The organism is Blastocatellia bacterium (genome assembly GCA_035573895.1).
Lineage (GTDB): Bacteria > Acidobacteriota > Blastocatellia > HR10 > HR10 > DATLZR01.
The window spans coordinates 1-24,353 of the sequence record DATLZR010000012.1; the positions used below are offsets into that span (position 1 = coordinate 1).

The 24,353-nt window shown below is 57.9% G+C and carries 15 protein-coding genes; 1 reads left to right on the forward strand and 14 read right to left on the reverse strand.

Annotated elements, in window-relative coordinates:
• Positions 1–602: homoserine kinase (thrB, locus tag VNM72_01175; protein ID HXF04011.1), on the forward strand; the 602-nt coding region annotated here is incomplete at its 5' end.
• 102 nt (positions 603–704) lie between these two features.
• Here the strand turns inward: thrB and VNM72_01180 are convergent.
• The 14 genes from VNM72_01180 to VNM72_01245 all read right to left on the reverse strand — a co-directional run.
• Positions 705–2,672, reverse strand: a complete 1,968-nt coding sequence (locus VNM72_01180) for a response regulator (protein ID HXF04012.1) — start codon at positions 2,670–2,672, stop codon at positions 705–707.
• Between the two features lie 66 nt (positions 2,673–2,738).
• On the reverse strand, positions 2,739–3,995 hold the full coding sequence (locus VNM72_01185; protein HXF04013.1) for a response regulator: 1,257 nt from the start codon (positions 3,993–3,995) through the stop codon (positions 2,739–2,741).
• 126 nt (positions 3,996–4,121) lie between these two features.
• Positions 4,122–4,676, reverse strand: a complete 555-nt coding sequence (locus tag VNM72_01190) for a response regulator (GenBank protein HXF04014.1) — start codon at positions 4,674–4,676, stop codon at positions 4,122–4,124.
• Between the two features lie 624 nt (positions 4,677–5,300).
• A complete protein-coding gene (locus VNM72_01195) occupies positions 5,301–6,917 on the reverse strand; it encodes a D-aminoacylase (GenBank protein HXF04015.1) in 1,617 nt (538 codons plus the stop codon).
• Positions 6,918–7,005: 88 nt separating this feature from the next.
• On the reverse strand, positions 7,006–7,443 hold the full coding sequence (locus tag VNM72_01200) for a HepT-like ribonuclease domain-containing protein (protein ID HXF04016.1): 438 nt from the start codon (positions 7,441–7,443) through the stop codon (positions 7,006–7,008).
• Between the two features lie 4 nt (positions 7,444–7,447).
• Entirely contained in the window at positions 7,448–7,879 is a 432-nt protein-coding gene (locus VNM72_01205; protein ID HXF04017.1) for a nucleotidyltransferase domain-containing protein, read from the reverse strand.
• Between the two features lie 430 nt (positions 7,880–8,309).
• Entirely contained in the window at positions 8,310–11,579 is a 3,270-nt protein-coding gene (locus tag VNM72_01210) for a carboxypeptidase regulatory-like domain-containing protein (protein HXF04018.1), read from the reverse strand.
• A 15-nt stretch (positions 11,580–11,594) separates the two neighbouring features.
• On the reverse strand, positions 11,595–12,881 hold the full coding sequence (locus VNM72_01215) for a family 10 glycosylhydrolase (protein HXF04019.1): 1,287 nt from the start codon (positions 12,879–12,881) through the stop codon (positions 11,595–11,597).
• Between the two features lie 35 nt (positions 12,882–12,916).
• On the reverse strand, positions 12,917–16,585 hold the full coding sequence (locus VNM72_01220; GenBank protein HXF04020.1) for a TonB-dependent receptor: 3,669 nt from the start codon (positions 16,583–16,585) through the stop codon (positions 12,917–12,919).
• Positions 16,586–16,664: 79 nt separating this feature from the next.
• Positions 16,665–18,455: a sodium:solute symporter family protein gene (locus VNM72_01225; protein ID HXF04021.1), complete on the reverse strand. Its 1,791-nt coding sequence runs from the start codon at positions 18,453–18,455 to the stop codon at positions 16,665–16,667.
• Positions 18,456–18,556: 101 nt separating this feature from the next.
• Entirely contained in the window at positions 18,557–20,482 is a 1,926-nt protein-coding gene (locus VNM72_01230) for a glycoside hydrolase family 3 N-terminal domain-containing protein (protein ID HXF04022.1), read from the reverse strand.
• 7 nt (positions 20,483–20,489) lie between these two features.
• The gene (locus tag VNM72_01235; GenBank protein HXF04023.1) at positions 20,490–21,992 is read right to left on the reverse strand and encodes a sodium:solute symporter; all 1,503 of its coding nucleotides are present in this window, start codon (positions 21,990–21,992) and stop codon (positions 20,490–20,492) included.
• 7 nt (positions 21,993–21,999) lie between these two features.
• Entirely contained in the window at positions 22,000–23,385 is a 1,386-nt protein-coding gene (gene lysA, locus VNM72_01240; GenBank protein HXF04024.1) for a diaminopimelate decarboxylase, read from the reverse strand.
• 34 nt (positions 23,386–23,419) lie between these two features.
• Positions 23,420–24,353 (reverse strand): BadF/BadG/BcrA/BcrD ATPase family protein (locus VNM72_01245; GenBank protein ID HXF04025.1); only part of this gene is annotated, 934 nt, incomplete at its 5' end.

Below are 24,353 nucleotides of genomic sequence, written 5' to 3' on the forward strand. Positions count from 1 at the left end.
TTACCGGGCGCACGCTGGGGGAGGAGAAAGTTCTCCACTATGCCTACGAACTCGAAGGCCACGCCGATAATGTGACCCCCTCGGTGATGGGCTCGCTTGTCCTGACGTGTCTGACCGAGGAGGGCAAGATCAAATACATTCAGTCGGACTGGCCCCGCGAACTCAAGGTCATCGCCGTCGTTCCTTCGTTTCGATTGAGCACAGAGACAGCCCGAAGCATCCTTCCCTCGGAGATTCCCCTCAAGGATGTGGTGTTCAATCTCCAGCGGGCCGTCTTGCTTTGGCCGGCATTGACGGGACGACGTTACGATCTCGTGCGCGAAGCCATGAAAGATCGCGTTCATCAACCCTATCGGCAGAGCCTTGTCCCCGGTCTGAGCGAAGCGTTGCAGATTCGTGATCTCGATGGGCTGGTGGGGATCGCCTTGAGCGGAGCCGGACCGACAATTATCGCGCTGGCGTCGAGCAACTTTCAGAGAATCGGTCAGGAGATTGTCGCCTGCTTCGAAAAGAACGAGACGACCGCACGCGCTCTCATCCTCGACGTTGACCGGCAAGGGCGCACGGTATCGCGGTTAGAGGTTGACTCCCCGAACGAATAGCTGGCGTCATCGAGCCCCGCGACGCTCCAAGGGAGGCTCCGGTTCTAACCCCGGCTTAGAAGATCAAAGGGCAGGAAGTCCCCAAAGCCCAGCGGAGGAGTTTCAGACGGGAAGTGTAAAATAGAACGTACTTCCGGCTCCCAGATTGGATTCTACCCAGATGCGGCCGCCATGAGCCTCGATAATGCGCCGACAGAAGGTGAGGCCAACGCCTCGTCCGGCATATCGCTCGTCGTCGTGCAATCGTTGAAAGATCTGGAAAATCTTCTCGAAGTTTTTGGGATCAATCCCCAGGCCGTTATCTCGTACGTAGAAGGTATGGAATCTTGGATCCTCGGGAACAAGCCCGACTTCCACCATCGGCTGGGGCTTATCATTGAACTTAACGGCATTGTCAATGAGGTTCATAAAGACCAGGCGCATGCCGGCCGGATCACAGCGAACGGTAGGAAGTGGACCCGACACGGTGAAAATGACCTGCCGCGCCTCGAGCATCTCTCGAAGACTCTCGCGGATCTCCTCGACCAGGTGATTGAGATCAACCGTCTCATACTGGAGCGAGCGAACTGTCGTGCGCGAAAGTTTCACCAGGTCAGTGATCATATCGCGCAGCCGTCCGACGAATTGTTGCATCGTCGCCAGGTACTCGCGGCCCGTCTCGTTGAGATCGGCGGCACACTCCTCTTCCATCAACTGAGCGAGATTCATGATGACCTGAAGCGGTTGCCGAAGATCATGCGACACGATATGGATGAACGACTCGAATTCTTCTTCCGCGCGTTTCACCTCGGCCTGGGCATGAGCGAGTTGCTGCTGCAAACTGGCGATCAGGGTTTCGTATTGACCGATGCGCCGACGGAGCTGATCATCAGGAGGGCTAACCCGAACCGTGATTCGGGACATGGCAAAGGCCCCGCTCGTATCATAAAGACCGGTCGCATCCAGATGGCAGGCAAGTGCCGTGTGACTCCCGGTGCGAAGATCCACATCGGCGGCAGCACGGCCGCGACTTTTCACCTGACCGAATAATTCAGCCACCGTGTGCTGAGAGGACTCAGCCACCAGATTCGCTAGCGGCTGGCCGATCAGCTCCGCCCTGCTCAGGCCGAGAACCTGAGCCCCGGACTCATCGCAGTTCAGAATCAGACCGTTCTCGTCAACGACCACATGAAACACCACTTCGGTCTCGGGCGCAGCGACTGTCGCTTCGCTTGCTTTTTCTCCCTTCTGCCGCTCGAGCTCCTGGAGCCAGGCCCGTTCCAGCTCGCTATAGGCTTCGGAGAACCGGCGAACCATCTGCTTGAACGCGCCGGTGACGTCACTCACTTCACGCGGTCCGTAGATGCGTGTCCCCGACAGCTTGCTCAGAGCCCGCAGCAGTTCGGCGACAAACTCCTTGAAGCCGGCCAGGACGACATCCGTAGATGTCTGTCGAAGGGCGTCCTGGCGAAAGGGGTAAACGTCACTCGTCGCTTGCGCCGTGGGCGCGAAGATCTCGTACTTTTCTGCCGCCCGCCTGGCAGCGCGTTCGATCAGCATATACGTAGGTCGCACGCCAAAAAGGAGGTTGATCCTCTGACGTACTTCACGATTAAACATCTCGGCCAGAAGTCGCCCGATGCGTTCGGCATCGGGATACCCAGCGGCCTTGTCGAGATCGTTGAGATCAATGGGCATTGTCACGCGCTCTTTCACCCCTTCCTCAGGAAATATTCCCCGCAGCCGGTCCAAAACTTCTTCCTTCCAGGTTCCCTTGGTGATGAAATCCTCGGCACCGACTTCCAGTCCCTTCAGCACATCAATCACCTGGTCGCGCACACTGTACAGGATCACCGGAATGTCGCGGGTCGCCGGATCAGCCTTAAGTTCCTGGCAGACCTCGTAACCATCCATCTGGGGCATGTTTACATCCAGGATCACCAGGTCAGGCCGATTCTCCCGCGCAATACGAAGAGCCTGGGGACCGCTAGTAGCAACGGCCGTTTCGTAACCGGCTTGCGTGAGAATCTTGGTGGTGAGCTTAAGCTCAACCGGTGAATCATCCACGATCAAGATTTTTCTCTTCGGCACTGCTGTCACCCCCCTTTCCAAACGGGAAATTTCTTCTGATCTGGCCGACCGTTTCCAAAACACAGACTAAAGTCCCCCGACAGCACCTGATTCGCTGATTCCGAGTGCGATCCGTCCCCGGGCCATGACAAACTGCCCGAGCGGGTCGTAAAGAGCGGCCAGGCTGATGCGGCCTGACAGCCGGTCCCCATTGTGCTTCTTAAAGACCAACGTCCCCTCGCCGTGTCCCGTCGCCTTCACCGACGCAAGAAGAGAGGCCAGGTCATCATGAGAAGACTCGTCCACAATCATCTGAAAATAACTCCCTAGTAGCGTCATCTGGTCGTAGCCGAGAATTTCCAGTACCGTCGCATCACTGTTGACGATCAGCCCATCACCGTCCAGATGAATAACGAAAGTCCGCGATGCCCCAGACGTCCGGGCAGCCACTTCCGCCATAGCGCGATCGGCCTCCGACGGTCCTGGAGCAGCGATCCTGCTGTCGGGTTCCTCCCCTCGCGACTGTTCAAGGATAACGTCGCACACCCTCTGTATAAGGGTTCCGAGTGCGCTCCTGACCTCATCGGCATGTGTCGGCGTAACCGCTCTCAGATGGCCAGCCGTATAGACACCGGCCGCTGCCACCTTCGCCATAAGAGCATCAATGGCATCGGCGAGTCTGCCAAAACCCTCAAGAATTTCACTCACCGAAACATTACCCAGTCGCTCCTCGACAAAAGGATAAGATGACGCCGACTCGCCGAAGAACGAAAACCGATTTGCTACCTTCTTGATGGCCAGATTCAGGAGCTGCTCGGCTGATGGCGCATCGAGAACTTCTTCCAGAATGGGTCGGACTGTACGCGCAAATTCGCGGGAGATTGTTCGGGCAAGCACATCGGGTGCAAGCCGAGCGGCAACCGGCTCCAGCGAACTGAAATCGAAGCGCGAGCCCGGCAGTTCGGAATCCTCACATCGCCCCAGGAGATGCTCCAGAGAGCGCAGCAGACGCTCCTTCCCTGCACTTTTGGCAACGAAGTCATCTGCACCCACTTCTTCGCCCTGGAGCACGTCAGTTACCTGATCCCGCACACTGTAAAGAATCACCGGTAATCGAGCCGTCGTCGGATTCTCCTTGAGCAATCGGCAGACCTCAAATCCGTCCATCCCCGGCATGTGAATATCAAGCAAAATCCCATCAACTCGAACCTCCAGGGCGAATCTCAATGCTTGTTCCCCCGTAAGAGCCGTCACCGTCTCGTATCCGGCTTGCGCTAACAACCGGGACGTCAGCCTCAGCTCAATTGGGGAATCATCAACAACCAATATCCGTTTGGCATTCACTGATGCCTCCCCGTTCCGCTGGAGTACATTCCCGGCTAGATGGTAAACACAGTCGGATTCAAAAGTCCAGTGCGTTAAGAATCCGGTCACTCTATTGGGTTGGTTTATTATGCCTGACCTGACCGATCAATGATCGAGAACCTCGCGAACGAGGGCAACGAGCTGCTGCGCCGAGTATGGCTTCTGCACGAAGTGTACGCGGGAGAGGGTCATAATCTTGTTGTAGACGTCGTCGCCTTCGGTATACCCTGTCGAGAGGATGATCTTTGCCTCGGGGTTGACGCGTCGGATGTGCTGGCAGGCCTCCAGGCCGCTGAGCCCGGGCATCATGGCGTCAAGGATGACAAGATCAATCTCAGCCTGGTGTTGCCTGTAAAGATCAACGGCTTCCTGTCCATTCCGTGCTTCCAGCACGCGGAAGCCATTGAGGTGAAGGATCCGCTGAGTCAAGCGGAGAAGTACCAGCTCATCATCAGCCACCAGAATGAGCTTGCCCTTGCCGTTGCCATGATCCGGGGTAAAGCGAACGGGCGCTGCCGTCGTTTGCACGGAGTACGGTCCAGCGGTATGAGTCAGTCTTCCACTGTTATCCACGTCCTCCTCCATACCGTCCACCCCTTCTCGCCGTTCTGTCGCATCCACCCAACCGCTTGTATGGGCGACCGAGACTTCTACACCCAAATTATGAACTCACTCAGGAGTGCCAGCAATACGGCAGTCGCCGTATTTTCTTCTGGAAAATCAGCGGAGAGAGAACGTGCAATCCTTCCCTAAATGAGGCCCTTCCCTCCAAGAGCCAGGGCCTCCAGCCATAGGTCCTCGGCCGGGTCCAATAAAGGCACGGGATGATGGGCAGGTGCAGCCTGAGAGACGGCGTGGAGAAAAGAAACACCTGTTCCTATGTGGGCAAAATCTGATGGCCAACAAAGCTAACCTATGATGTTACCTCCCTCGTCCAACCGTTCTAGTATAGGGACCACACCCACACGGCATTAGATCTGATAGATGGCCCTGCTATCTTGACCGGAAAGTCGTCGTTACCTCTTTTGCAACACCCCGGACCACCCGCTTAGCGCCCATCGCATGCTGACAAACGCCGTGCGGCCCCTCTTCGCGGACTAGGGAGTCGGTGCGACCGCACCCCCTGATGCCGCCCGTTCGCCTTCCGTCACATCTTGACCCACGCTCAAACCCCAAATAGCGGCCGAAGAATTTTCACGGTTGGTGCAGTCTGACGAGACCCTTACGCCCTCGACTCAATGGCATAACACCTACTCATCCCACCATGAACCGTTTGAACCGGTCTCATCCACCCGGGGAGCTGGATTTCCCGGGCCCATAGAGGACTCGCCCTGGCCGCACTCCCGTGTGAACGCCGTCGTTGATGACCACCTGGCCGTTGACGAGAACATAACGAATCCCATCTGCATATTGGTGGGGGTTATCGAACGTCGCTCGATCAATGATCTTTTTCTCGTCGAAAATGACAAGGTCGGCAGCCATCCCGGGGCGAATCAGGCCCCGATCCCACAGTTTAAAGGTCTGCGCCGGAAGCGAAGTCATTTTGCGGATTGCGTCCTCCAGCGGGAGCAATCGTTTCTCCCGCACATACCGACCAAGCACGCGCGCATTGTTACCGTAACCTCGCGGATGCGGCACTCCCTGACCGAACTCCAGCACTCCCGCATCCGATGCAATCATGGTGAACGGCTGCTGCATAATCTGTTCCACATCGCGTTCGTTCATCTTGTGATAGACCATCTGAACGCGGCTGTCGCTGGCCAAAAACATCTCAATGATCTGTTCGGCCTGTTGTTCGGGCGTGCTCTTTTTGCGCACCTCCGCTGTGATCTGGGCGATGTTCTTACCGTTGAATCGGGGTTCCGGGCGATAGTTCGCCACGTAAGCGTAGGAGAAATCCTTGAAGCCCATGCTGCGAATATCAGCAATCATCTCCCCAATGATCTTGCGCCGCATCTGAGGGTCACGTAATCGCTCAACGGCCTTAGCCCGCCCACCATCATGAACCCAACTTGGGATGAGAACATCCAGTCCCGTACTCGACGCGGGATAAGCGTACTGATCAACGGTCACAGCCAATCCGCGCTCGCGGGCCTGACGGACCAATCCTGTAGTCATGGGGCTTTGACCCCAGAGCTTTTTACTGGAAATTTTGAAGTGGGAGATTTCCACCGGCAGGCCCGCCTTTTCCCCCACAGTGATGGCTTCGGTGATGGCCTGAACGACCTCGTTTTCCTCATTGCGGATGTGGCTGGCGTACACGCCATGATAGCGGGCGACTACCTTCGCCAGCTCGATGATCTCATCGGTTTTGGCAAAGGTTCCTGGAATGTAAATGAGACCGGTGGAAAGTCCGACAGCGCCCTCCCGCATGGCTTGATCCACGAGCTGCTTCATACGCTCCAGCTCCTCGGGAGTCGGTTCCCGTGCTTCATCCTGCATCACAGCGCGGCGGACCGTGTTGTGCCCGATGAGGCTGGCTAAATTGAGGGAAATGCCCGTCGTTTCCAGCGAGCGAAACGCCTCACCCAAGGGCAACCATGATCCCCCACAGTTCCCAGTGACAACAGTCGTGACTCCCATCCGCAGGAAATTCTCGGCCGCGGGGTTTCGGAGGATTCCCCCTTCAACGTGAGCGTGCACGTCAATGAATCCGGGAGCAACGATCATGTTCTGCGCATCAATGACCCGCCCGCCATCAGCCGGATCAATCCATCCGAGAGCAGCAATCTTCCCATCCTTCACGGCAACGTCGGCAGGAAACCAGGGGTTACCGCTTCCATCCACGATCCGGCCGTTCTTAATCACCACATCGTATTTCGGGCCTTGTCCGGGTACAAAACCGGTGCAGAAGAGAAGTAATACTGCCAGGAGCCGATTGAACATTTTTCGCTCTCTCATAGACCTCCCCCTCAGAGATGGGATTATCATGACCTACAAGCTCTTCCTACCACTGCATCGTCGAATAAATCGAATCTACCCGCGATACTCAGCAGACCTTATAAGGCACCATCCCTAAATAGCGTTGAACACACGATTCGAACCGATCAAGGTCATCCAGCCAGGTCTGGAGGATATCGTAAACCTTCCGATCGTCGAGACGTCCATACAGATGAACGAGCAGATTTCGCAGCTTCGCCACCTTCTCTAACTCCCTGACTAACTCATCGGGAAAGTTCCCGCGTCGCCCATGATGCGAAAGATGTCTGCGTAATCCTTTGGCTGGCCTAGCCGCGCTTGTGACGTGGCTATAGATGTCTATTGCCGCTTCGACGGCCACGATGAGGAAATATTTAGCCGCGCCATGTTTCTCAAAATGCGACACCACCTTTTCGACCGTCGTCTCCTTTAACTCCTCCAAGATCTCTCGGGCCTTCCTAAACTCTACAAACAGCTCCCCGATCTTTACTTTATCAACAGGGTTCACCGCATCATCTCCCCGGCACGATCTTCTCGTAGTAAACGTCCAGATGGGGGAGAAAATCGAAAGAGAGCATCCGCGTGCGTTCCTCGAATTCGATCCGTTTCGCTTCGACTTTGGAGACGAGGAATTCGCCCTCGCTCACGACTCGGAATCGCAACGGAAGCGGCGCCGCGTTGAGTAACACGAGGTCAACGGGGAACGGACGCACGTAGCGCTCAATGCGGACAGTAAGGTCCAGTTGATACTCAAACCGTTCGCCCTCATCCTCCATCTGCGCCTCATCCACCCAGAGGGCAACATCAATATCATTGAACCCTCCCGAAGCAATAAAAGACCCATAGAGATAGGCAAAGACGACGGCTTGCTCCTCGGCGAGTGCCTCCCGTATGACCGAACGAACCATGTCCCGCTCGCCCGGCGCCAGCGAAAAAGTTTTCACTACCCTCATCGGGCGCAAGTATACCGGCCAGCCAGAGGCGTAACAAGGGAAGGAGCCATCAACTCTCCCGGATTTGCTCCCAAAAGGTTTTTCGCGTGTGACCAACAGCACTCGGTTGACAATCACCGGGAAGAGCCCTTACCTGGGGTTGGTTGAGGCTCACGGGCACAGGCGAGAATGAGCGACTCCACTTTTGAAAGGACTTTTCACCGCCGCCCGTTCTGCTGCCTTCGGTACAAACCGCCAGCGCCTCATATTGGTCCAAAATCAACAACACCGGACACGAGAACTCTTCCTTCCCTACCCATAACCCCGTCCGAATCCACGCGGTATACTCCCCAGGGCGAGTCCACTCCGCCAGGGCGCAAAGCCCGCCGAAGTCCTGACTCTTCCTGAGACTTCGCGTCCTCTGCGCCCCAGCAGGGGAAAATCAGAAGATGTAGCGGAAGGCGAACTGGAGAAACCGCGGCGAGTTCCGCTGGCTTGTAATCCGCCCGAATGTCGTCGCGGTCACCGTCTGGACGGGAGCACTGAAGGTCGGGTGGTTGAACACGTTATAGAACTCGGCCCGGAACGAGACGCTGTGTGTCTCGGTCACCTTAAAGTTCTTATAGAGCCCGAAGTCCCAGTTATTGGTCCCATCGGCACGGAATGTATTGCGGCCCAGGTTACCGACATTCGCCAATCCGGGTGCGAACGGCCACTGGTCCGTCGGGACATTCGCATTGGGGAAGAAAGCCGAGGCGGGAAGTTGAGCCTGTGCAATCTGCCGGGAAGGATTGCTCGGATCAGGTCGCGGATTATCCACACTCCGTCCCAGAACCCTTGCGTCAACAACGTGCGGACGGTCGAATCCGATCCCGTCAGCGTTAAAGTCGTACCCGATGAACACGGTGAAGGGATTCCCCGAGGCGAACGTCGTCGTGCCGGCAATTTGCCAACCACTCAGAAGATGGCCGAGCACTCCCTTCAGGTTCTTGAAGAAGGGAAGGTAGTAGCTGTAGTTGATCGTAAGGCGATGGGGAGTATCGAAGGCGCTGACGGCGCGGAGGCTACGGGCGGCGTTGACCTTTGATGTGGCTGCGTTTGCGTCCAAACCGGAGAAGGTGGCTTCTGAGCCCGTATCAATCGCTTTACTCCAGGTCCAGGCGATATTGAACGACAAGCCGCTACTCAGTCGCTTGTCCACGCGAAGCTGTAAGCCGTGATAGTAACTCCAGGAGGCATTGGTCACCGTTAGCACGTTGGAGTAGCGGGGATCGGGCCTTCGCTCGTTGATTCGTGGCTGCACGCGGGAGATGAATCCGGGCGCCGGATTGGAGTTATTCAGGTTCGGGTCAATCTTGTCGAAACAGACTCCACGGAACCGCTCAGTGACAAAGGGATGGTTGGGCGCACAGGCGGGAAACTCAGCCCGATTACTCCAGTCGTAAAAGGGAAATCCAATTCCGCGATTCCCGTTATAGCTCACGCTCACAGCGACTTGCCAGGGGAATTGTCGCTCCAGGGTGAGGTTCCACTGCTGGGTGTAAGGTAATTGCAGGTTGGGATCGGCAAACGTCACCGACACGCGGGCCGTTGGGGGACCGGGCGTGAAGACAAAACCTCCCGTCGGATCGGACACACGCGACGAGTTAAAGAAGCTCAGCAGTGCCGCTCGTGGAGGATTGAAACGAATTCCGGCGCCGCCCTGGGCGAAGATGGATTGGAACTGCCGGCCATGAAATATCCCGTAGCCGCCGCGAATCACAAAATTGCCCGGGGCTCCAATGACCCGCGCCAGCCAGCCGCGTTCGACCGTCGGGCTCCAGGCAAATCCCACGCGGGGCTCGACGTTGTCGGCATCGGTTCCATACCCGTAGGAGATTCGGTCTCGAATTTCTTTTGGTGCGGCCACGATCTCGTGACGGAAGCCAAGGTTCAGGATAAATCGAGGCGTCACGCGAATGTCATCTTGAACGTAGTAGTTGCCCTCGAGCAGCCGATTCTCCAGGAAGAATTCGCCATACCCTTTCGTGAAGGTGCTCACGAATCCGCGCAGAAAATTCTGGTAGGCATTGAATCCGCCAAAGGTCGCAAAGGTCCAAAATCCTCGCGAGAAGTTATCGGCCAGATCATCGAGTCGCCCCCGTCGGATGTCCGTTCCGAACTTGAGGTTATGGCGATCGCCCCGAAGCGTCGTCAGGTTGTACACGAACTGCCAGTCAGTTTGATAACGCTGAATGGGAAAGGCTCCAGCATTCCCGATGATGGAGGGGAACGTCGTCCCGCTGAACCGGATAACGGGAGTGTCATTGCCGGCAGCGATGTTCACCAGCGTCGTGCGCAATCCCAGGCCGAGACGTACTTCCCCGACCGTCGTGGGGCTGAAAATATGGGTTTCGGTGAGGCCGAGATTTTGCTGTTTGTGATTCTGGAACGCTTGCTCGCCGATGATCACGTCGGCCGTTTGCCGTTTCTGGCGCGTGTACTGGTATCGGATGACGAGATTATCGCGATCGCTCAGCCGGAAATCCAGACGCCCGGTGTAGTCCTCATCCGGCCAACTAAAGAGAGTAGTGGTCGTGAAGGCGCGCGGGCTCGCCGGATTGTTCGGTAGAACGTTGGGGAATCGGTTAATCTGATCCTGAATCCATTTGCGATCCGCGGGGTCGGTCACCGACGGATCGGGTGTACGCTCATTGGGCAAAAGAATGTCGCGCGTGAGCGTAATTGATCCGCCAAGACGCGTTTGCTCAAAGCTGCCGAACCAGAAGATGCGATTTTTCTTCAGAGGTCCACCGGCTGTGAAACCGTATTGATGTCGGCGACTGGGAGGCACAGGAGCTACAGGACCGAACTTCCCGGTCACCGGATTGACACGGCTCCCCGCAGCGTTATTGAAGAAGCTATTGGCGTTCAGTCGGCTGTTCTGGTGGAACCAGTAGACGTCTCCGTGAATCTCATTGGTTCCTGATTTCGTTTGCACCAGCACAACAGCACCGTAGCCGCGCCCGAACTCGGCCGAGAAGTTGTTGGTGAGGATCTGAAATTGCTTGATCGTGCTGATGTTCACGCCCTGGCGATTCTGATTCTCGGAGGAGTCGTCGTTATTCACCCCATCAGTTTGGAAAGTTGCTCCCCGCGTGCCCGTCCCGTTAAAGTTGATCGAGCTTCCGGTTGAAAGCGTGGGGTTGTTCTGACCAGAAAAGATGTTACTTTGAAATCCGGGAACGATTTCGGCGAGGCTCAGGAAATTTCGCGTCGCCAGAGGACGATCGGTTATGACCTGGGAATCGAACGAGGTCTTGATCTCTCCGCTCGTTGTGTTAATGGTGGGAATGTCTGTGACCGTGACGGTCACTTCCTCGCGGACAGGTGCAGGTTCGAGGCTGAAGGGGACGACCGTGGTTTCGTTGAGTCGAACCTCCACACCCTCCTTGGTGACAATCTTAAAGCCCTGGGCCTCGGCTGACACCCGATAACGCCCGAGCGGAAGATAGGGGATCCGGTAAAATCCGTCACCTGTCGTCACTGTTTTTCTCTCCAGACCCGTATCCATATTGATGGCCGTGATCGTAGCGCCGGCGATGGCGGCCTCGCGCATATCGGTGACTCTTCCCTCCAATGTACCGGTCACCGTCTGCACAGAAGTGCCTCCCCGTGCACCCGTCGCCGCGATCACGACCGCGACGAGAGCGAACAATATTTTTCTTACCATCGCTTGTCGTCCTCCTTAGTTTTTCGCCGGCCCGAAAGCGGCCGTTTTGATGCGCATGAGATAGTCGCCGCTCGGATTGACCTCGCTTATCCGAACGGCGCTGTCATAAGAAAAAAGGACGATCCCCTCGACGCCGATTGCCCGGGCGGTTTTGATCTTTTCCACGGCACTTTCCACCGGGATGCGATAGGCTCCGATGCCCGCCCAAATCTGGCGCCCCGTCGCGTGAGCTTTGGCCACAGCGATTTGCTGGCGAAATGTCTCCGTATCGGGCGTGTAGGCCATGGGACAGGCGATATCCAGAATCCCCATCCGCAACCAGCGTCCCCAGTCCTGGAACCGACGGGTGAAGGCATCTTGATCATTGGCGAAGACGGCAGCGCTCACCTGAACATGAGGCTTTCGTGCTTTCACCCCGTGATAGATGCGTTCGACAATCTCAGTCACCTGATCGCGCAAGAATTGCTGCCATTCATCGGGATAGGTGTTAACGTAGACGAGCGGATCGGTCACAGCAACACGCGCGAGCAATTGGCGCTCGCGGTCCGTCAAGCGCTTCTCCATCTCCCTGCGAAAGCGATCGAGAGCCACGCGGCTGTAATCGAATGCCGGATTGGGCAGGCGTACATAATCGAAGTGCACTCCATCGAGGTCATAGCGTTCGATGAGGTCCATGAAGATGGAGTAAAGATGCTCCTTTACGGCGGGGTGAGCGGGCGACAGATAGAGCCCTTCGAGTTCCGTCATATCTCGTTTGCAGGCCTCAATGAGGCGCTGACGGTACCGGGGATCAAAAGGATCGAGATGATATAGGGGGACAGCCACCGACCGATGTACGGCGAGCCAATCGGGATGTTTATGGTAAACATGATCGGGCATCGTCGGGAGGTCGTCCAGGTTAGCCAAAAGCAGAGTGTTGACCCACGCGTGAACTTTCAATCCGGCTTTGCGAGCTTCCACAAGAGTCACAGCCAGCGGGTCGAACCCGGGATCCCGCTCGGCCAGGTCCTTTGCCCGTGGCTCCCAGCGGGATTGGTAATAAGCGTCGCCACGTCCGCGCACTTGGACAATAAGCGTGTTAAATCCGGCGTCCCTGGCCGTTGTCACCATTCGTTTAATGGTATCGGGCGATGTCAAGGTGGTACGGACAACCCAGAGGGCGCGCACCTCGGCGGGAGAATTAGCAGGCACACGCGCCCCATGGATCTGCGGGAGCACCAGACACAGTAAGAGGAGCAAACAGACTCTCACGCGCCCCTCCGAAGCAATCGCACGGCGGGCGTCGGCGACTGGCTCGCTCATTCAAGCGGGAGGCCCTGCGGGCCTCCCGTGCAAAATCAGAAGTTGTACTTCAGCACCAACTGCATCCGACGCGGACCGCTGACGACCGCTCCCCGCATGCGAGCAAAAAGGGAGCTGGTGATGATTGCACTGTTGGGCAGACCGAACGATGGATGGTTGAGCGCGTTCTGCATCTCCAGCCGGAATTCAACGTTGTGCGTCTCGGTGATGCGCGTCCGCTTGGCGATGGTCATATCGAGGGTGAAGAAGGCCGGCTGATCGAAGAAGTTTCGACCGAGGTTGCCGAGTTGACCCGGCGGCGGAACGCTGAAGATACCCCGGCGATTTCTGGCAGAGTCGAAGGCCGTACCGATCTGAGCCAGATCGAAGTAGAACTCCGTGCCCGCTGTGGGATCCATCACGCGACGTCCCATGTCGGGCTTGCAGCCATCGCAGCTTGCCGGAGACTGAACCACATTGCTGACGGTATTGGCGCCGGAGTAAACCGTGAACGGTCGGCCCGAATACCAAATGATAATCCCGCTGGTTTCCCATCCGCCGAGAATCCGCTCGACGACGCCGGGCCAGTCATTGCCCCATCGCCGTCCCCGGCCAAAGGGAAGCTCCCAGACCCAGTAGCCCTGGAAGGCATGACGGCGATCAAAATCCGATCGCGCATAGTTCAACCGCCGGTTGCGGATATCGAAGGGCGTGCTCGATGCCGACTGCAATGCCCCGGTCGCCACACGGGTGAAGGTAGGATCGAACGATCTCGTATCGAGGGACTTGGACCAGGTGTAGCTGAACTGATAACTCAACCCGCTGCGATGACGACGTTGAATTTGAGCCTCGAAGGCATGGTAGGTGGAGAAGTCGTTACTGTCGAGCACGTTCAACCCACCGGCAAACTGTGGGAAGGGGAAGAAGAAGAACGGGCTGAATCCACTGATTTCGACCAGCGGCCGTCCCCCCTCGGTGCGCGTCGCAATCGAAGCCGCCAGCGCCGCCACCGATCCCAATTGCAATGTCGAGGTGAACAACCGCCTCACCATCTGCGAGCCGGTCTCGCCCTGACGACGGCGCGAATCGTTTTGGAGCAGCCGGTTGATCAGGTCACTTTCACCACCTGCCCGAACGATGTTGAAGGCCTCGAGAAAGCCGTTGGAGAAAATCTCCGCCTGATTGATATTGTAGCCGCCAAACAATCCCACTCCTCGACGTCCGATGTAGTTCAACTCCAGCAGCATCTGACCGGGGAGTTCGCGCTGGATGCTCAGTCCCCACATATTGGTCTTCGGCACACGCCAACTGGGATCCATCACATGAATGCTCGTGGTGGAGAATGCAGCCGGTTGTCGCAACTGCACCGGCGTCACTCCCGGCGGAGGCGAGAGCACGGGAATCCCGTCCCGGATGCGGCCGCCCCGCTGGCCAAATTCCTGGTTCACCACTCCGAGCGTCAGCCCCGGCGTGCTCTGGAAAATAACCGATGACAGGACGAACGTGTTGATTCGATCGTAGGCCAACCGATAGTTCGCCCGAATGGAGGTCTTGCCGGTGCCAAACGGATCCCAGGCAAAGCCAATGGAGGGACCAAAATTATTCACGTCGTTGTCAAAGAGAGGACCTCGAACCCACCGAAGCGTGTTACTCGCTCCCGCTCCGAGAACAACCGGCTTATCCGGGCGGAAGATTCGATCGCGCGGATCACGCGGAGAGAGCTTCAACTCCCACCGGAGGCCGAGGTCGAACGTGAAATTGGGCCGCACTTTCCACGTATCCTGCCAGTAAAAATCGTACTCGGGATAGCGCGCATCGAAGTCAAAAATCGTTCCCGGAGGCGCAAACTGATCTCCCACGGCGACAAACGACTGGGTGATGTTCCCGACACGCCCGAGCAGATTGTTGATCGTTCGCTGAAGAGCCGGTCGGTCGAACGTCGTGTTGATGTCACTGGGCAGCTTGAACGCGACCGGATCAACCGTGTTGACACCGGTGCTGAAGTCAACCGACGGTTGAATGTTGAAGGCCGCGACCGAGCCCCGCTTGTCAATATGCCTCTGGTAACGGAAGTTGATCCCTGTCTTGAAGGTGTGCGCTCCCCGAACGTAGGTGAAATTGTCCACGAGCTGGTAGGTGGTGAGGGCCCGAAGGTTCCCAAAATAGTTGAACAGCGGCGTTGTCACGTCATTGAGCGTGAAAGGTGGATTGGTGCGCCAGTTCGGATCCGGATTGGCGAAATTGAACGTGAAGCGATTCATGCCAACGACGAATTCATTGGTGATCCGAGGCGTCGGATTCCACCGCCAGTTGATCGCCAGATTACGCGGATCGCGATTGGTATCAACGACGCGCGGGGTATTGGGGAATCGCGCCCATCCGTCGTTGACGAAGTCTCCGATGGTGTCCTGTCGCCCGTGCGCCCATCGCCCGTAGAGCGTGTGGCGCTCGTTGAAGACGTGATCAATCTTGAGGACGAAATCCTCCTGCGCTTCACGCTGAATCGGCGTCCAGGAAAAGCCCGCGATGTTGAGGCCGTCGCCGACGGTGAAGTTATTCGGCAGCGGCGTCAATCCGATGAGCTTCTGGATTTGTGGATCGAGGCCGAGTCCTTGAGGATCGTTGGCGGCAATGTCATAGGTGCCGACGTTCACTCCCGGAAGGACATTGCCCCGAGCATCTACCGATGCGCCGGGGACTCCGGCGGGAAGATTTCGACCTCCCCGGACGTACCGAAAGATTCCCCGGCGGGCTTGCTCGGTGTAGACCAAGCTCGTAACCGCTTGCGTTTCCCGCGTGCGCAGCACCTGGAGGTTGGTGAAGAAGAAGGTCTTGTTCTTGACAATCGGCCCGCCGACACTGTAGCCGGCGATGTGCTGAACGAACTGCGGTTTCCCCAAGGCATTGAGATTATTGGTATAGCTGTTGGCATGCAACCGCGGCGTTTGATAGAACCAAAAGAGCGTTCCGTGAAACTCATTCGTCCCCGAACGAGTCACCATCGTCACCTGACCACCGCTGTTGCGCCCGAACTCGGCCGTGAAGTTGCTCGTCAGCACGCGAAATTCCGCCAGAGAATCGGGATTGGTCCGGAGAGGGGAGAAGTTGGAACCGCCGGCACTCGTCTCGTTGATGTCAATCCCATCGAGAGTAAAGTTCCAGGCCCGATCGCGCGCACCATGAACATGTACTCCGCCCCCGGTATTTGCCCCGGACACAACTCCCGGCTGGAAGAGGACGAAATCCAGGGGGTTCCGACCGCGCACTCCGACGATGGGCAAACTCAGAATCGCCCGTTGCTCGACGAGATTCCCGAAGTTCCCTGACGTGCTCGTCTGCACCAGCTCCGCCGCGGCCGACACCTCCACCACATCGGCAATTTGCCCGACCTCTAATGTCGCGTTCACCGTGAGCGGCTGGCCGATGGTCAACTGATTCCCCGAGGAGACGAACTTCTTGAATCCTTCCTTTTCCACCGTGATGGTATAGGTGCCGATCTGAACCGAATCAAAGACGTATGTTCCCGCTGCGGTTGTGCGGGTAGTGAAAGAGACTTTGGTCGCTTCATTGGTCAGCGTAACGGTGGCGTCGGGAACAACGGCTCCTGTGGGATCGGTGACGACACCGACCACACGCGAGGTTGTTCCCTGAGCCATCACCGGGCCGACCGAGGAAATGCTCATCATAATGACAAGCAATCCGGTGAGGATGCGGTTTCTCATCATAGGTCCCTCCTTAGTATCTTCTCAGGCGCTCGCCCACAATCGGGGGATACCCGCGCGAGCGCACGCCTGGCTGCTTGCGTTATTCTCTTTCTGGATCTGAAGCTCCGACACCGACGGCTTCCGTGAGCGCTGTCTGACGGTGTCCTGCGAGCGACCAGAGAATGAGCCCGCTTGCCAGAAGCCCGAGGCCGAAGGCGCTGAGTGCTCTGGCTGTCGAGCCAAAGACAAGCGAGCCGAGTCCGAAGAGAAAGGAATAAATCACCACACAACCGAGCGCCCAGCGAGCGAACTCCGGAGCGAGACGGCTCGATGCCGGCTCGGCCAGGTCCCGCCGAATCCGCTCCCAGCCAGGCCCGCCCGGCCGGACCCGGCGATAGAACTCGATGAGTTTTGCCTGAGGCTCGGGTGCGGTGAGGAAAGTCACGGTTATCCAGGCCACGGTCGTGAGGGCCACGGTGAGGACCATCGTCTTGGCGAAATAGAGCGGATCAGATGGCAAAAACGGCTGAAAAACTTTCACGCCGATGGTCACAAGCAGTGCCGTCACCATCGCGGAGATTTCCGACCAGGCATTGATCCGCCACCAGTACCACCGCAAGATGTAGACGAGTCCGGTCCCGGCACCAAGGCCCAGCAGCAGCTCCCATGCCCCCGTGATCTTCTGCATGTTCAGCGTCACAAGGATTGACAGTAACGCCACAGCCGCCGTCGCCCATCGGGACACCCTGACATAATGTGACTCCGATGCTGAGGGGCGAAGAAACCGACGATAAAAGTCGTTGATGATGTAGGACGTGCCCCAGTTGAGATGAGTAGAAATGGTGGACATGTAGGCCGCTGCGAACGACGCCAGGAGCACCCCTCGCCATGCCGGGGGCAAATAATCCACCATCACCTGCACGTATCCAGCAGCCGGATCGCTCTGGCGCAACTGCGGGTAGAGGACAACCGAACTGAGACCGACGATGATCCAGGGCCACGGTCGCAGCGTGTAGTGGGCGATGTTGAACCACAGTGTCGCCAGGACGCTGTGGGTTTCATTCTTTGCCGAGAAGATGCGCTGAGCGATGTAGCCGCCACCGCCGGGTTCCGCTCCCGGGTACCATGAGGCCCACCACTGCACACCGAGATAGACCGCCAGGGTGCTGGCCGGCAGCCAGGCTGAGTCCAGACCGGGCCATATCGCGAGCGCATGATCGAGTGAGCCATAATGTTCGGGCAATTTCGCCATCAATCCCGCCATTCCCCCGACGGCCTTCAGACTGAACCATGCCAGGGCGACCGATCCCGCCATGGCGATGATGAACTGTACGGCGTCGGTGACCACTACTCCCCACAGTCCCGATAGCACCGAATAAACGGCTGTGATCGCCAGGCAAACAAATGCCGCTTCCAGCTTACCGATGTTGAGGGTGAGGCCGATGACTTTGGCCATACCCAGCGTGACCCAGCCCATAATGATGCAATTGACCAAGACGCCCAGATACAATGCCCGGAAGCCCCGCAAAAACGCTGCCGGTTTACCGGCGTAGCGAATCTCGATGAATTCGACATCGGTCATGACCTGAGCCCGCCGCCACAATCGGGCATAGAAGAACACCGTGAGCATCCCGCTCATGACAAAATTCCACCAGAGCCAGTTCCCCGCCACGCCATGTCGGGCGACCATCTCGGTCACGGCCAGCGGCGTGTCGGCAGCAAAGGTTGTCGCCACCATCGAAGTCCCGACGAGCCACCAGCTCAACCGACGATCCGAGAGAAAATATTCGTGCACACTTCGTCCGGCTCGTCGCGCGTAGTACAGTCCAATGGCCAACGAGAGGGCGAAATAGGCAACGATAATGATGGCGTCAACCGTCGTAAGCCGCATGACCCCGTTCACGTCTCACGTCGTGGATGTCACCCATCTAATTCTTCGTCTCATTTTTGCCGTGCTCCAGGACGGAAACAACATCCCCTCCCATCACCCGCCTATTTGGTCTCCTTCACGCCAACTTCTATTCCGAAGCCACGGGGATAGAGACCCGGAAAGGTGACCGGCAGCTTGCCTGTGATCGGCGCTTCGCCCAAAAGGGCTCGGGCCACAGCCCGCTGCGAGGGCACCGAGAGCCGATAGTCGCCCCATGCGAGCAAATAGGTGCCGATATCGGGATAAGTGAGCAGGAAATAGGGATTGCCGAAGGACACGACGATGAGCGGGAGGTTGTTTGCCAAAAGCGCGCGCAGAAGGCGATCTCCCGGGGGCGGCAACGCGATGCTGCCGCGATAGGACTGGGGACGCACGAAAAGACTCATGATAATCACGTCGAACCGAGCGACACGATCCAGGAGCATTTGAATCTCCTCATTTCCGGTGCGCGCATCAACGACAAACATTTCCGTTCGAGGAGCGCGTTTCTCCAGCTCGGCTGTCAATGTTCGCCCGGCGGCACTGCGATTTTCTTCGGCGACAACGGCCAGGTGAAGGATGCGCTTGTTCTTCGCGTCAGCCAGAGGAATGAGCTGCCGCGAATCCCGAAGCAGTGTGAGAGATCGTGCCGCGGCATCCTCCGCCGTCCGGACCGCGTCGGGTGCGGCCACGATGGTATCAATGTCATCGAGGTCAACAAACCGTTCGGTGAACAGTCCCAGTCGCACCTTAGCCGCGAGGATGCGCTCGACCGACGCATCAATTCGAGACTCAGGGATCTCTTTTTTCTGCACAGCCTCCACAATAGCGGCAATAGCCCGCTCGGGATTGGGAGGCATGAGGATCATATCGGCTCCAGCCCGGACGGCGCGCACAGCGGCATCTCCTGCTTCAAAATGGGCGACGATGCCCCCCATATCCATCGCATCGGTAACGATCAAGCCATTGAATCCGAGGTCTCGACGGAGCAATCCCGTGAGAATCGGCTCCGAGAGGGTGGCGGGAAGCGTCCCTGCACGTTCGTACTCGATGGGGGATACCGTCGGAAGGATCTTATCCGGCGGCGCTTCGGGGATCAACGGCGGGGCGGGGGTGGGATCAATCTGCGGCAGCGCAATGTGAGCCGACATGATGGCGGCCACCCCGGCGGCTATCGCCCGCCGGAAGGGAACCAACTCAACCTCCTCCAGCCGCTGGCGGGGAACGTTAATCACGGGCAAACTCCGATGGGAATCTACGCTCGTGTCGCCGTGCCCGGGAAAATGTTTAGCCGTCGCCAGGACGCCGTTCTCCTGCGCTCCACGAATAAAGGCTTCGACGAATTGTGCGACCATCTCCGGATCTTCCCCATAAGACCGAATGTTGATGATCGGATTCGCCGGATTGTTGTTCACGTCGGCCACCGGGGCGAAGATCATATTAATTCCCAGGGCCCGTGCTTCGCGCGCGGTAATCTTTCCCTGTTCGTAGGCCAGTGACGGATCCCCCGTGGCCCCGAGGCCCATATTGAAGGGGAAGGATGTGGCCTCCAGAATGCGCATGGCCGGACCGGCTTCCAGATCCGCCGCGACGAGCAAAGGAATCCGCGCCAGCTCCTGGAGACGGGCGATGTGAATCGCCGCTTCGTAGACGTTGGTGATCCCCACAATGATCCCGCCGATCTTGTTATCGAGAACGGCCTGCCGGAGCTTTTGAAAGGGCTCGCTCTGAACGTTCATGAACGGGGCATTCGTCCAGATCATCACCATCTGACTCACTTTCTCGTCCAGGCGCATCTTCTTCATGAGATCCCTGACGAATCGTTTCTCGCGTTCGGACAGAGGAGCTGTCACCGACGCCGGTCGCCGACCCCGCTGGGCAATCCCCGGTACGGCGATGAGCATGAGCAGCATGAGCATGACGAGCAGAGATCCGAGCCACCGGCCCGCTCGGCCAGAGCGAGAGGTTTTACACGTAATCGGTTTGAGTGCGGAGAATCGTTCGATCATAGCCACCTCACACTCCTTGTGATTTGCTGGCTTTGAGGGCAGCCAGACGAGCTGCGCTGAACTCCCTCCCGAGGGAGATCAAACACCCGCCGAGAAACGTCGTCACCGAGCCGACCAGAACATACCAGGGCCAGGCAACATGAGTGAAGAATCGCACATAGACCATCAGGCCAATTCCCACCGCCATGCCCACAAGCGCTGCTTTTTCATCCACCCGTCTTGTGAGAGTGCCGAGGAAGAAGACCCCTAAGATTGCCCCATTGGTGAAGGCGGCAATGCCGAGGACCTCGTCAACCACCCGTTGAGAGAGATGACGGGCAACCAATCCCACCGAGATCTGCACGAGTCCCCAGATGAGCGTCATCGCCCGTGACAGTTTGAGATCGTGGGCTTCCGAATGCTCCCGACGGCGCAACGGACGGTACCAATCGGTCATCGCCGTTGCCGCCGAGGAGTTGAGTGAGCTGGAAAGCGTGGACATCGCCGCCGCAAAAACAGCCGCAATCACCAATCCGACCAACCCCGTCGGCAGCTCGTTCACGATGAACGTCGGAAAGACGTGATCACTTCGGGCGAAGGGGACTGCCGGGGGATAGTGCTGGTAGAAAACAAACAGCATGACGCCGATCAGCAGGAAGAGAAGAAACTGCGCGAAGACGATCGCCCCGCTCGCTAATAAGGCAACGATAGCCTGTCGCGCCGTCCGGCTGCATAAATAGCGTTGAACCATGAGCTGATCAGTACCGTGCGTCGCCGTCGTAAGGAATGCTCCCCCCACCAGTCCCGACCAGAACGTGTAACTGCGACTCAAGTCCCAGGTGAAATCGAAAAATCGGAATTTGTCAAACTGCTCCCCGACGCGCACGATCTCGGCCCAGCCACCGGGAACGCGGTCGGCAATGATCAGGACCGCCGCAATCGCACCTGCGATGTAGATGAAAAATTGAATGACATCGGTCCAGATGACGGCCTTCATTCCGCCCAGATAGGTATAGAGGATCGTCACGCCTCCGATGATCAGGATGGACGTGGGATCACTCCACCCGGTGAGCGCCACCAGGACGATCCCTGTGGCGTAAAGACGGAAACCGTCGGCCAGACTCCGGGTGATGAGAAATAAACTCGCCGCCGCCCGGCGAACCGTTTCACCGAATCGAACTGTCAGGACCTGATAGACCGTCAGCAGTTCGCCGCGAAAGAAAAGCGGGATGAACAAGACGCTGATCAGGATGCGTCCCACCATGTACCCGCAGACCAATTGCATGAAGGTGAAATCGCCCCCCTCGCCATTGGCGCCTTTCATGAAGGCGTATCCCGGGACGCTGATGAAGGTCACGGTACTCGTCTCGGTCGCCACGATGGACAGAGCAATAGCCCACCAGGGAACCTCCCGCCCGCTGACGAAATAGTCTCGGGTCGTGCGCTGGCCGCGTGCGAGAAGGATACCGAGCAATGCCGTCCCCACGAGATAGAGCACAATGATTCCGATGTCGGCGGGATGAAGTCGCATGAGTGAATTAGACCTCCGCGTAAAGAAGATCCTGATAACTCTCGCGCCGTCGAATGAGCTGCAACTCGCCCGATTCGGTGACCAGCACAACGGCCGGTAAAGGCCGCCCGTTGTAGTGAGACGCCTGAGCGAGCGTATAGGCTCCCGCGTCCAGAACAGCGAGTGGATCACCCCCGGCCAATCCTTCCGGCAGGAATCGGTAATCCGGCAATCGGCCTCGACCTTCAATGTCGAAGTAGACGTCGCCACCATCGCAGAGAGGACCGGCGACCTTATACGCCGTAGTATGAGGGTCGTCAGCCCGGTGAGCCGCCACCAGGTGGTAATACCACTTGTAATTGCTCATGGACAGAAGCAGCTCGTAGCCGGCGTCGAGAAGCAACCAGGTATCCCCCGTTTCGGGTCGGGTCTTAATGTTACAGATGGTCGCCAGTAACGTCCCGGCATCGGCGATGATGCTCCGGCCGGGTTCGAATACCAGCTCCAGCCGGTCGAGAAGATCGCCTGCTAAATGGTCCCCGATGGTAGCGGCTCGCTCGAGGGCCTGCCGCAGGACCTGGCCGAAATCGAGGCGCGCCGTGAACAACGTTCGCTCCTTTTCGGGCAGCATCTCGGCCAGCCGTGAATTGTGAAGATACGGCACGGGGAACCCGCCTCCGAGATTGATATGGCGCAGCCGATGACCGGTTTCTCGATAGAGGGCGAGAGCAACCCTCCACACCAGCTCGAACGCCTGAATATAGGGTTCCGGATCGGGGGTCTGAGATCCGATGTGAATGTGGAGTCCGACGAGATTGAACGCGCGGGGATTCTTCAGCGCGCGATGAAGACACTCCACGGCTTGGGCCTGCGACATGCCGAATTTCGATGTGAGCAAAGCCGTCTGGAGTCCGGCATGGGAACGGGTCCCAATTTCGGGAACGATGCGAAGCGCAATATTGGCCGGGCGGTTGAGCCTCCGGCTGAGGTCCTCGATCAGGTCCAGCTCATAGCTGGAGTCTACGTTGATGGCGTAAATCCCGGAGACGATCGCATCGCTCAACTCCTCGGGAGTCTTACTGACCCCGTTGAAAACGATTTGCTCCGGGCGAAACCCGGCGCGGAGAGCTTTGAATAGTTCACCGCCACTGTTGACTTCAATGTCCGCGCCGCTTTCACGAATCACCCGGAGGATGCCCAGAAGCGAGTTCGCCTTGGCCGCGAAGCAGATCTTGACCCGAGGATGGACGGAAAGAGCTGCCCGTCGCAATCGCTCCAGGTTCGCTCGAATGCGCTTTTCCGAAAAAACGAACAACGGCGAGCCATACCGACGAAGCAGATCCACCGCATCCACCCCATCAATATGGAGCCGCCCCTGATATGATTCGCGATAGCCAGTGATTCTCCAGCCCATAAAGAGCAGTGACGCCCCCCACCACCGGCGCCCATCACGATGTTTTGAGAACTGGCGTCAGCGACTGGTGGATGTTCCCCGATTCGGGCACAAGGTGAAGTCGGCGCAGGGCCAGCTTGATCGCACCGACGGTTGGAGGAAAGAGCGGAGGAGCGAGCGTCGCTCGGGGGGCAACGGCCCGGATTCGCTCGCGAAGAGGCTCCAGAATCAGCTCCTTGGCGAGAAAAACGCTGCCCACATAGCAGACGAGGAATTCATCCTGTTGCATGCGCAGTCGGCGAATGACGGCGATAACCGCGCGCGCCAGCTCCTCAGCCGCATCCCACAGAATCTGTCGAGCAACTGCGTCCCCGTCGCGGGCTGTCTCGATCACGAGTTCGGTCAGCGACGCGATATTTATTTTCTCGCTCCCGTAGATGATCGGGGGCAGATCGGCCGGGCTTTCAATCCCGAAATGGCGACAGATTCGCTCGGTCAGCAGAGTGGGCTGCAGCCGTCCGTCATAGGACGAGACGACGGCTCGGAGCGCCCGTCGGGCTATATCGTACCCGCTTCCTTCATCACCAAAGGTCGGTCCCCATCCACCCGATCGAGCGCGCTGTCCGCGATTGTTCATGCCGTAAGCGATCGAGCCCGTCCCCGAAATGATCACGATCCCGGGTTGACAGTCGGTCGCCCCGGCCAGAGCAATCTCGGCATCCGTTGTGAGAAGGACATTTTCCGCACTCCAGCGTGGGGATGCGGCAGAGACGGCAGGCCCTCCCGATCGGGCGGCCAGCTCGGCATATAGGGCATCGCGCATCCGGCGGTGATGAGTGGGATGATCAACCCCTCCAAGCCCGATCCCCAGAGCAGTGATGTCGCGGAGCGTGACGCCAGCCTGAGTGCAGGCTTCTTCCACGGCGACCAGAATCGAATGCAAGGCCGTTTCCAGGCCCACGCGGAGGAAGTTCGATGGCCCACCTAGA

Excerpts from the sequence above, each read along its gene's own strand:
- VNM72_01195 (HXF04015.1), bottom strand. The coding sequence starts at position 6,917 with ATGAGAGAGCGAAAAATGTTCAATCGGCTCCTGGCAGTATTACTTCTC.
- VNM72_01210 (HXF04018.1), bottom strand. The coding sequence starts at position 11,579 with ATGGTAAGAAAAATATTGTTCGCTCTCGTCGCGGTCGTGATCGCGGCG.
- VNM72_01220 (HXF04020.1), bottom strand. The coding sequence starts at position 16,585 with ATGATGAGAAACCGCATCCTCACCGGATTGCTTGTCATTATGATGAGC.
- VNM72_01235 (HXF04023.1), bottom strand. The coding sequence starts at position 21,992 with ATGCGACTTCATCCCGCCGACATCGGAATCATTGTGCTCTATCTCGTG.
- VNM72_01215 (HXF04019.1), bottom strand. The coding sequence starts at position 12,881 with ATGAGCGAGCCAGTCGCCGACGCCCGCCGTGCGATTGCTTCGGAGGGG.
- VNM72_01225 (HXF04021.1), bottom strand. The coding sequence starts at position 18,455 with ATGCGGCTTACGACGGTTGACGCCATCATTATCGTTGCCTATTTCGCC.
- VNM72_01230 (HXF04022.1), bottom strand. The coding sequence starts at position 20,482 with ATGATCGAACGATTCTCCGCACTCAAACCGATTACGTGTAAAACCTCT.
- lysA (HXF04024.1), bottom strand. The coding sequence starts at position 23,385 with ATGGGCTGGAGAATCACTGGCTATCGCGAATCATATCAGGGGCGGCTC.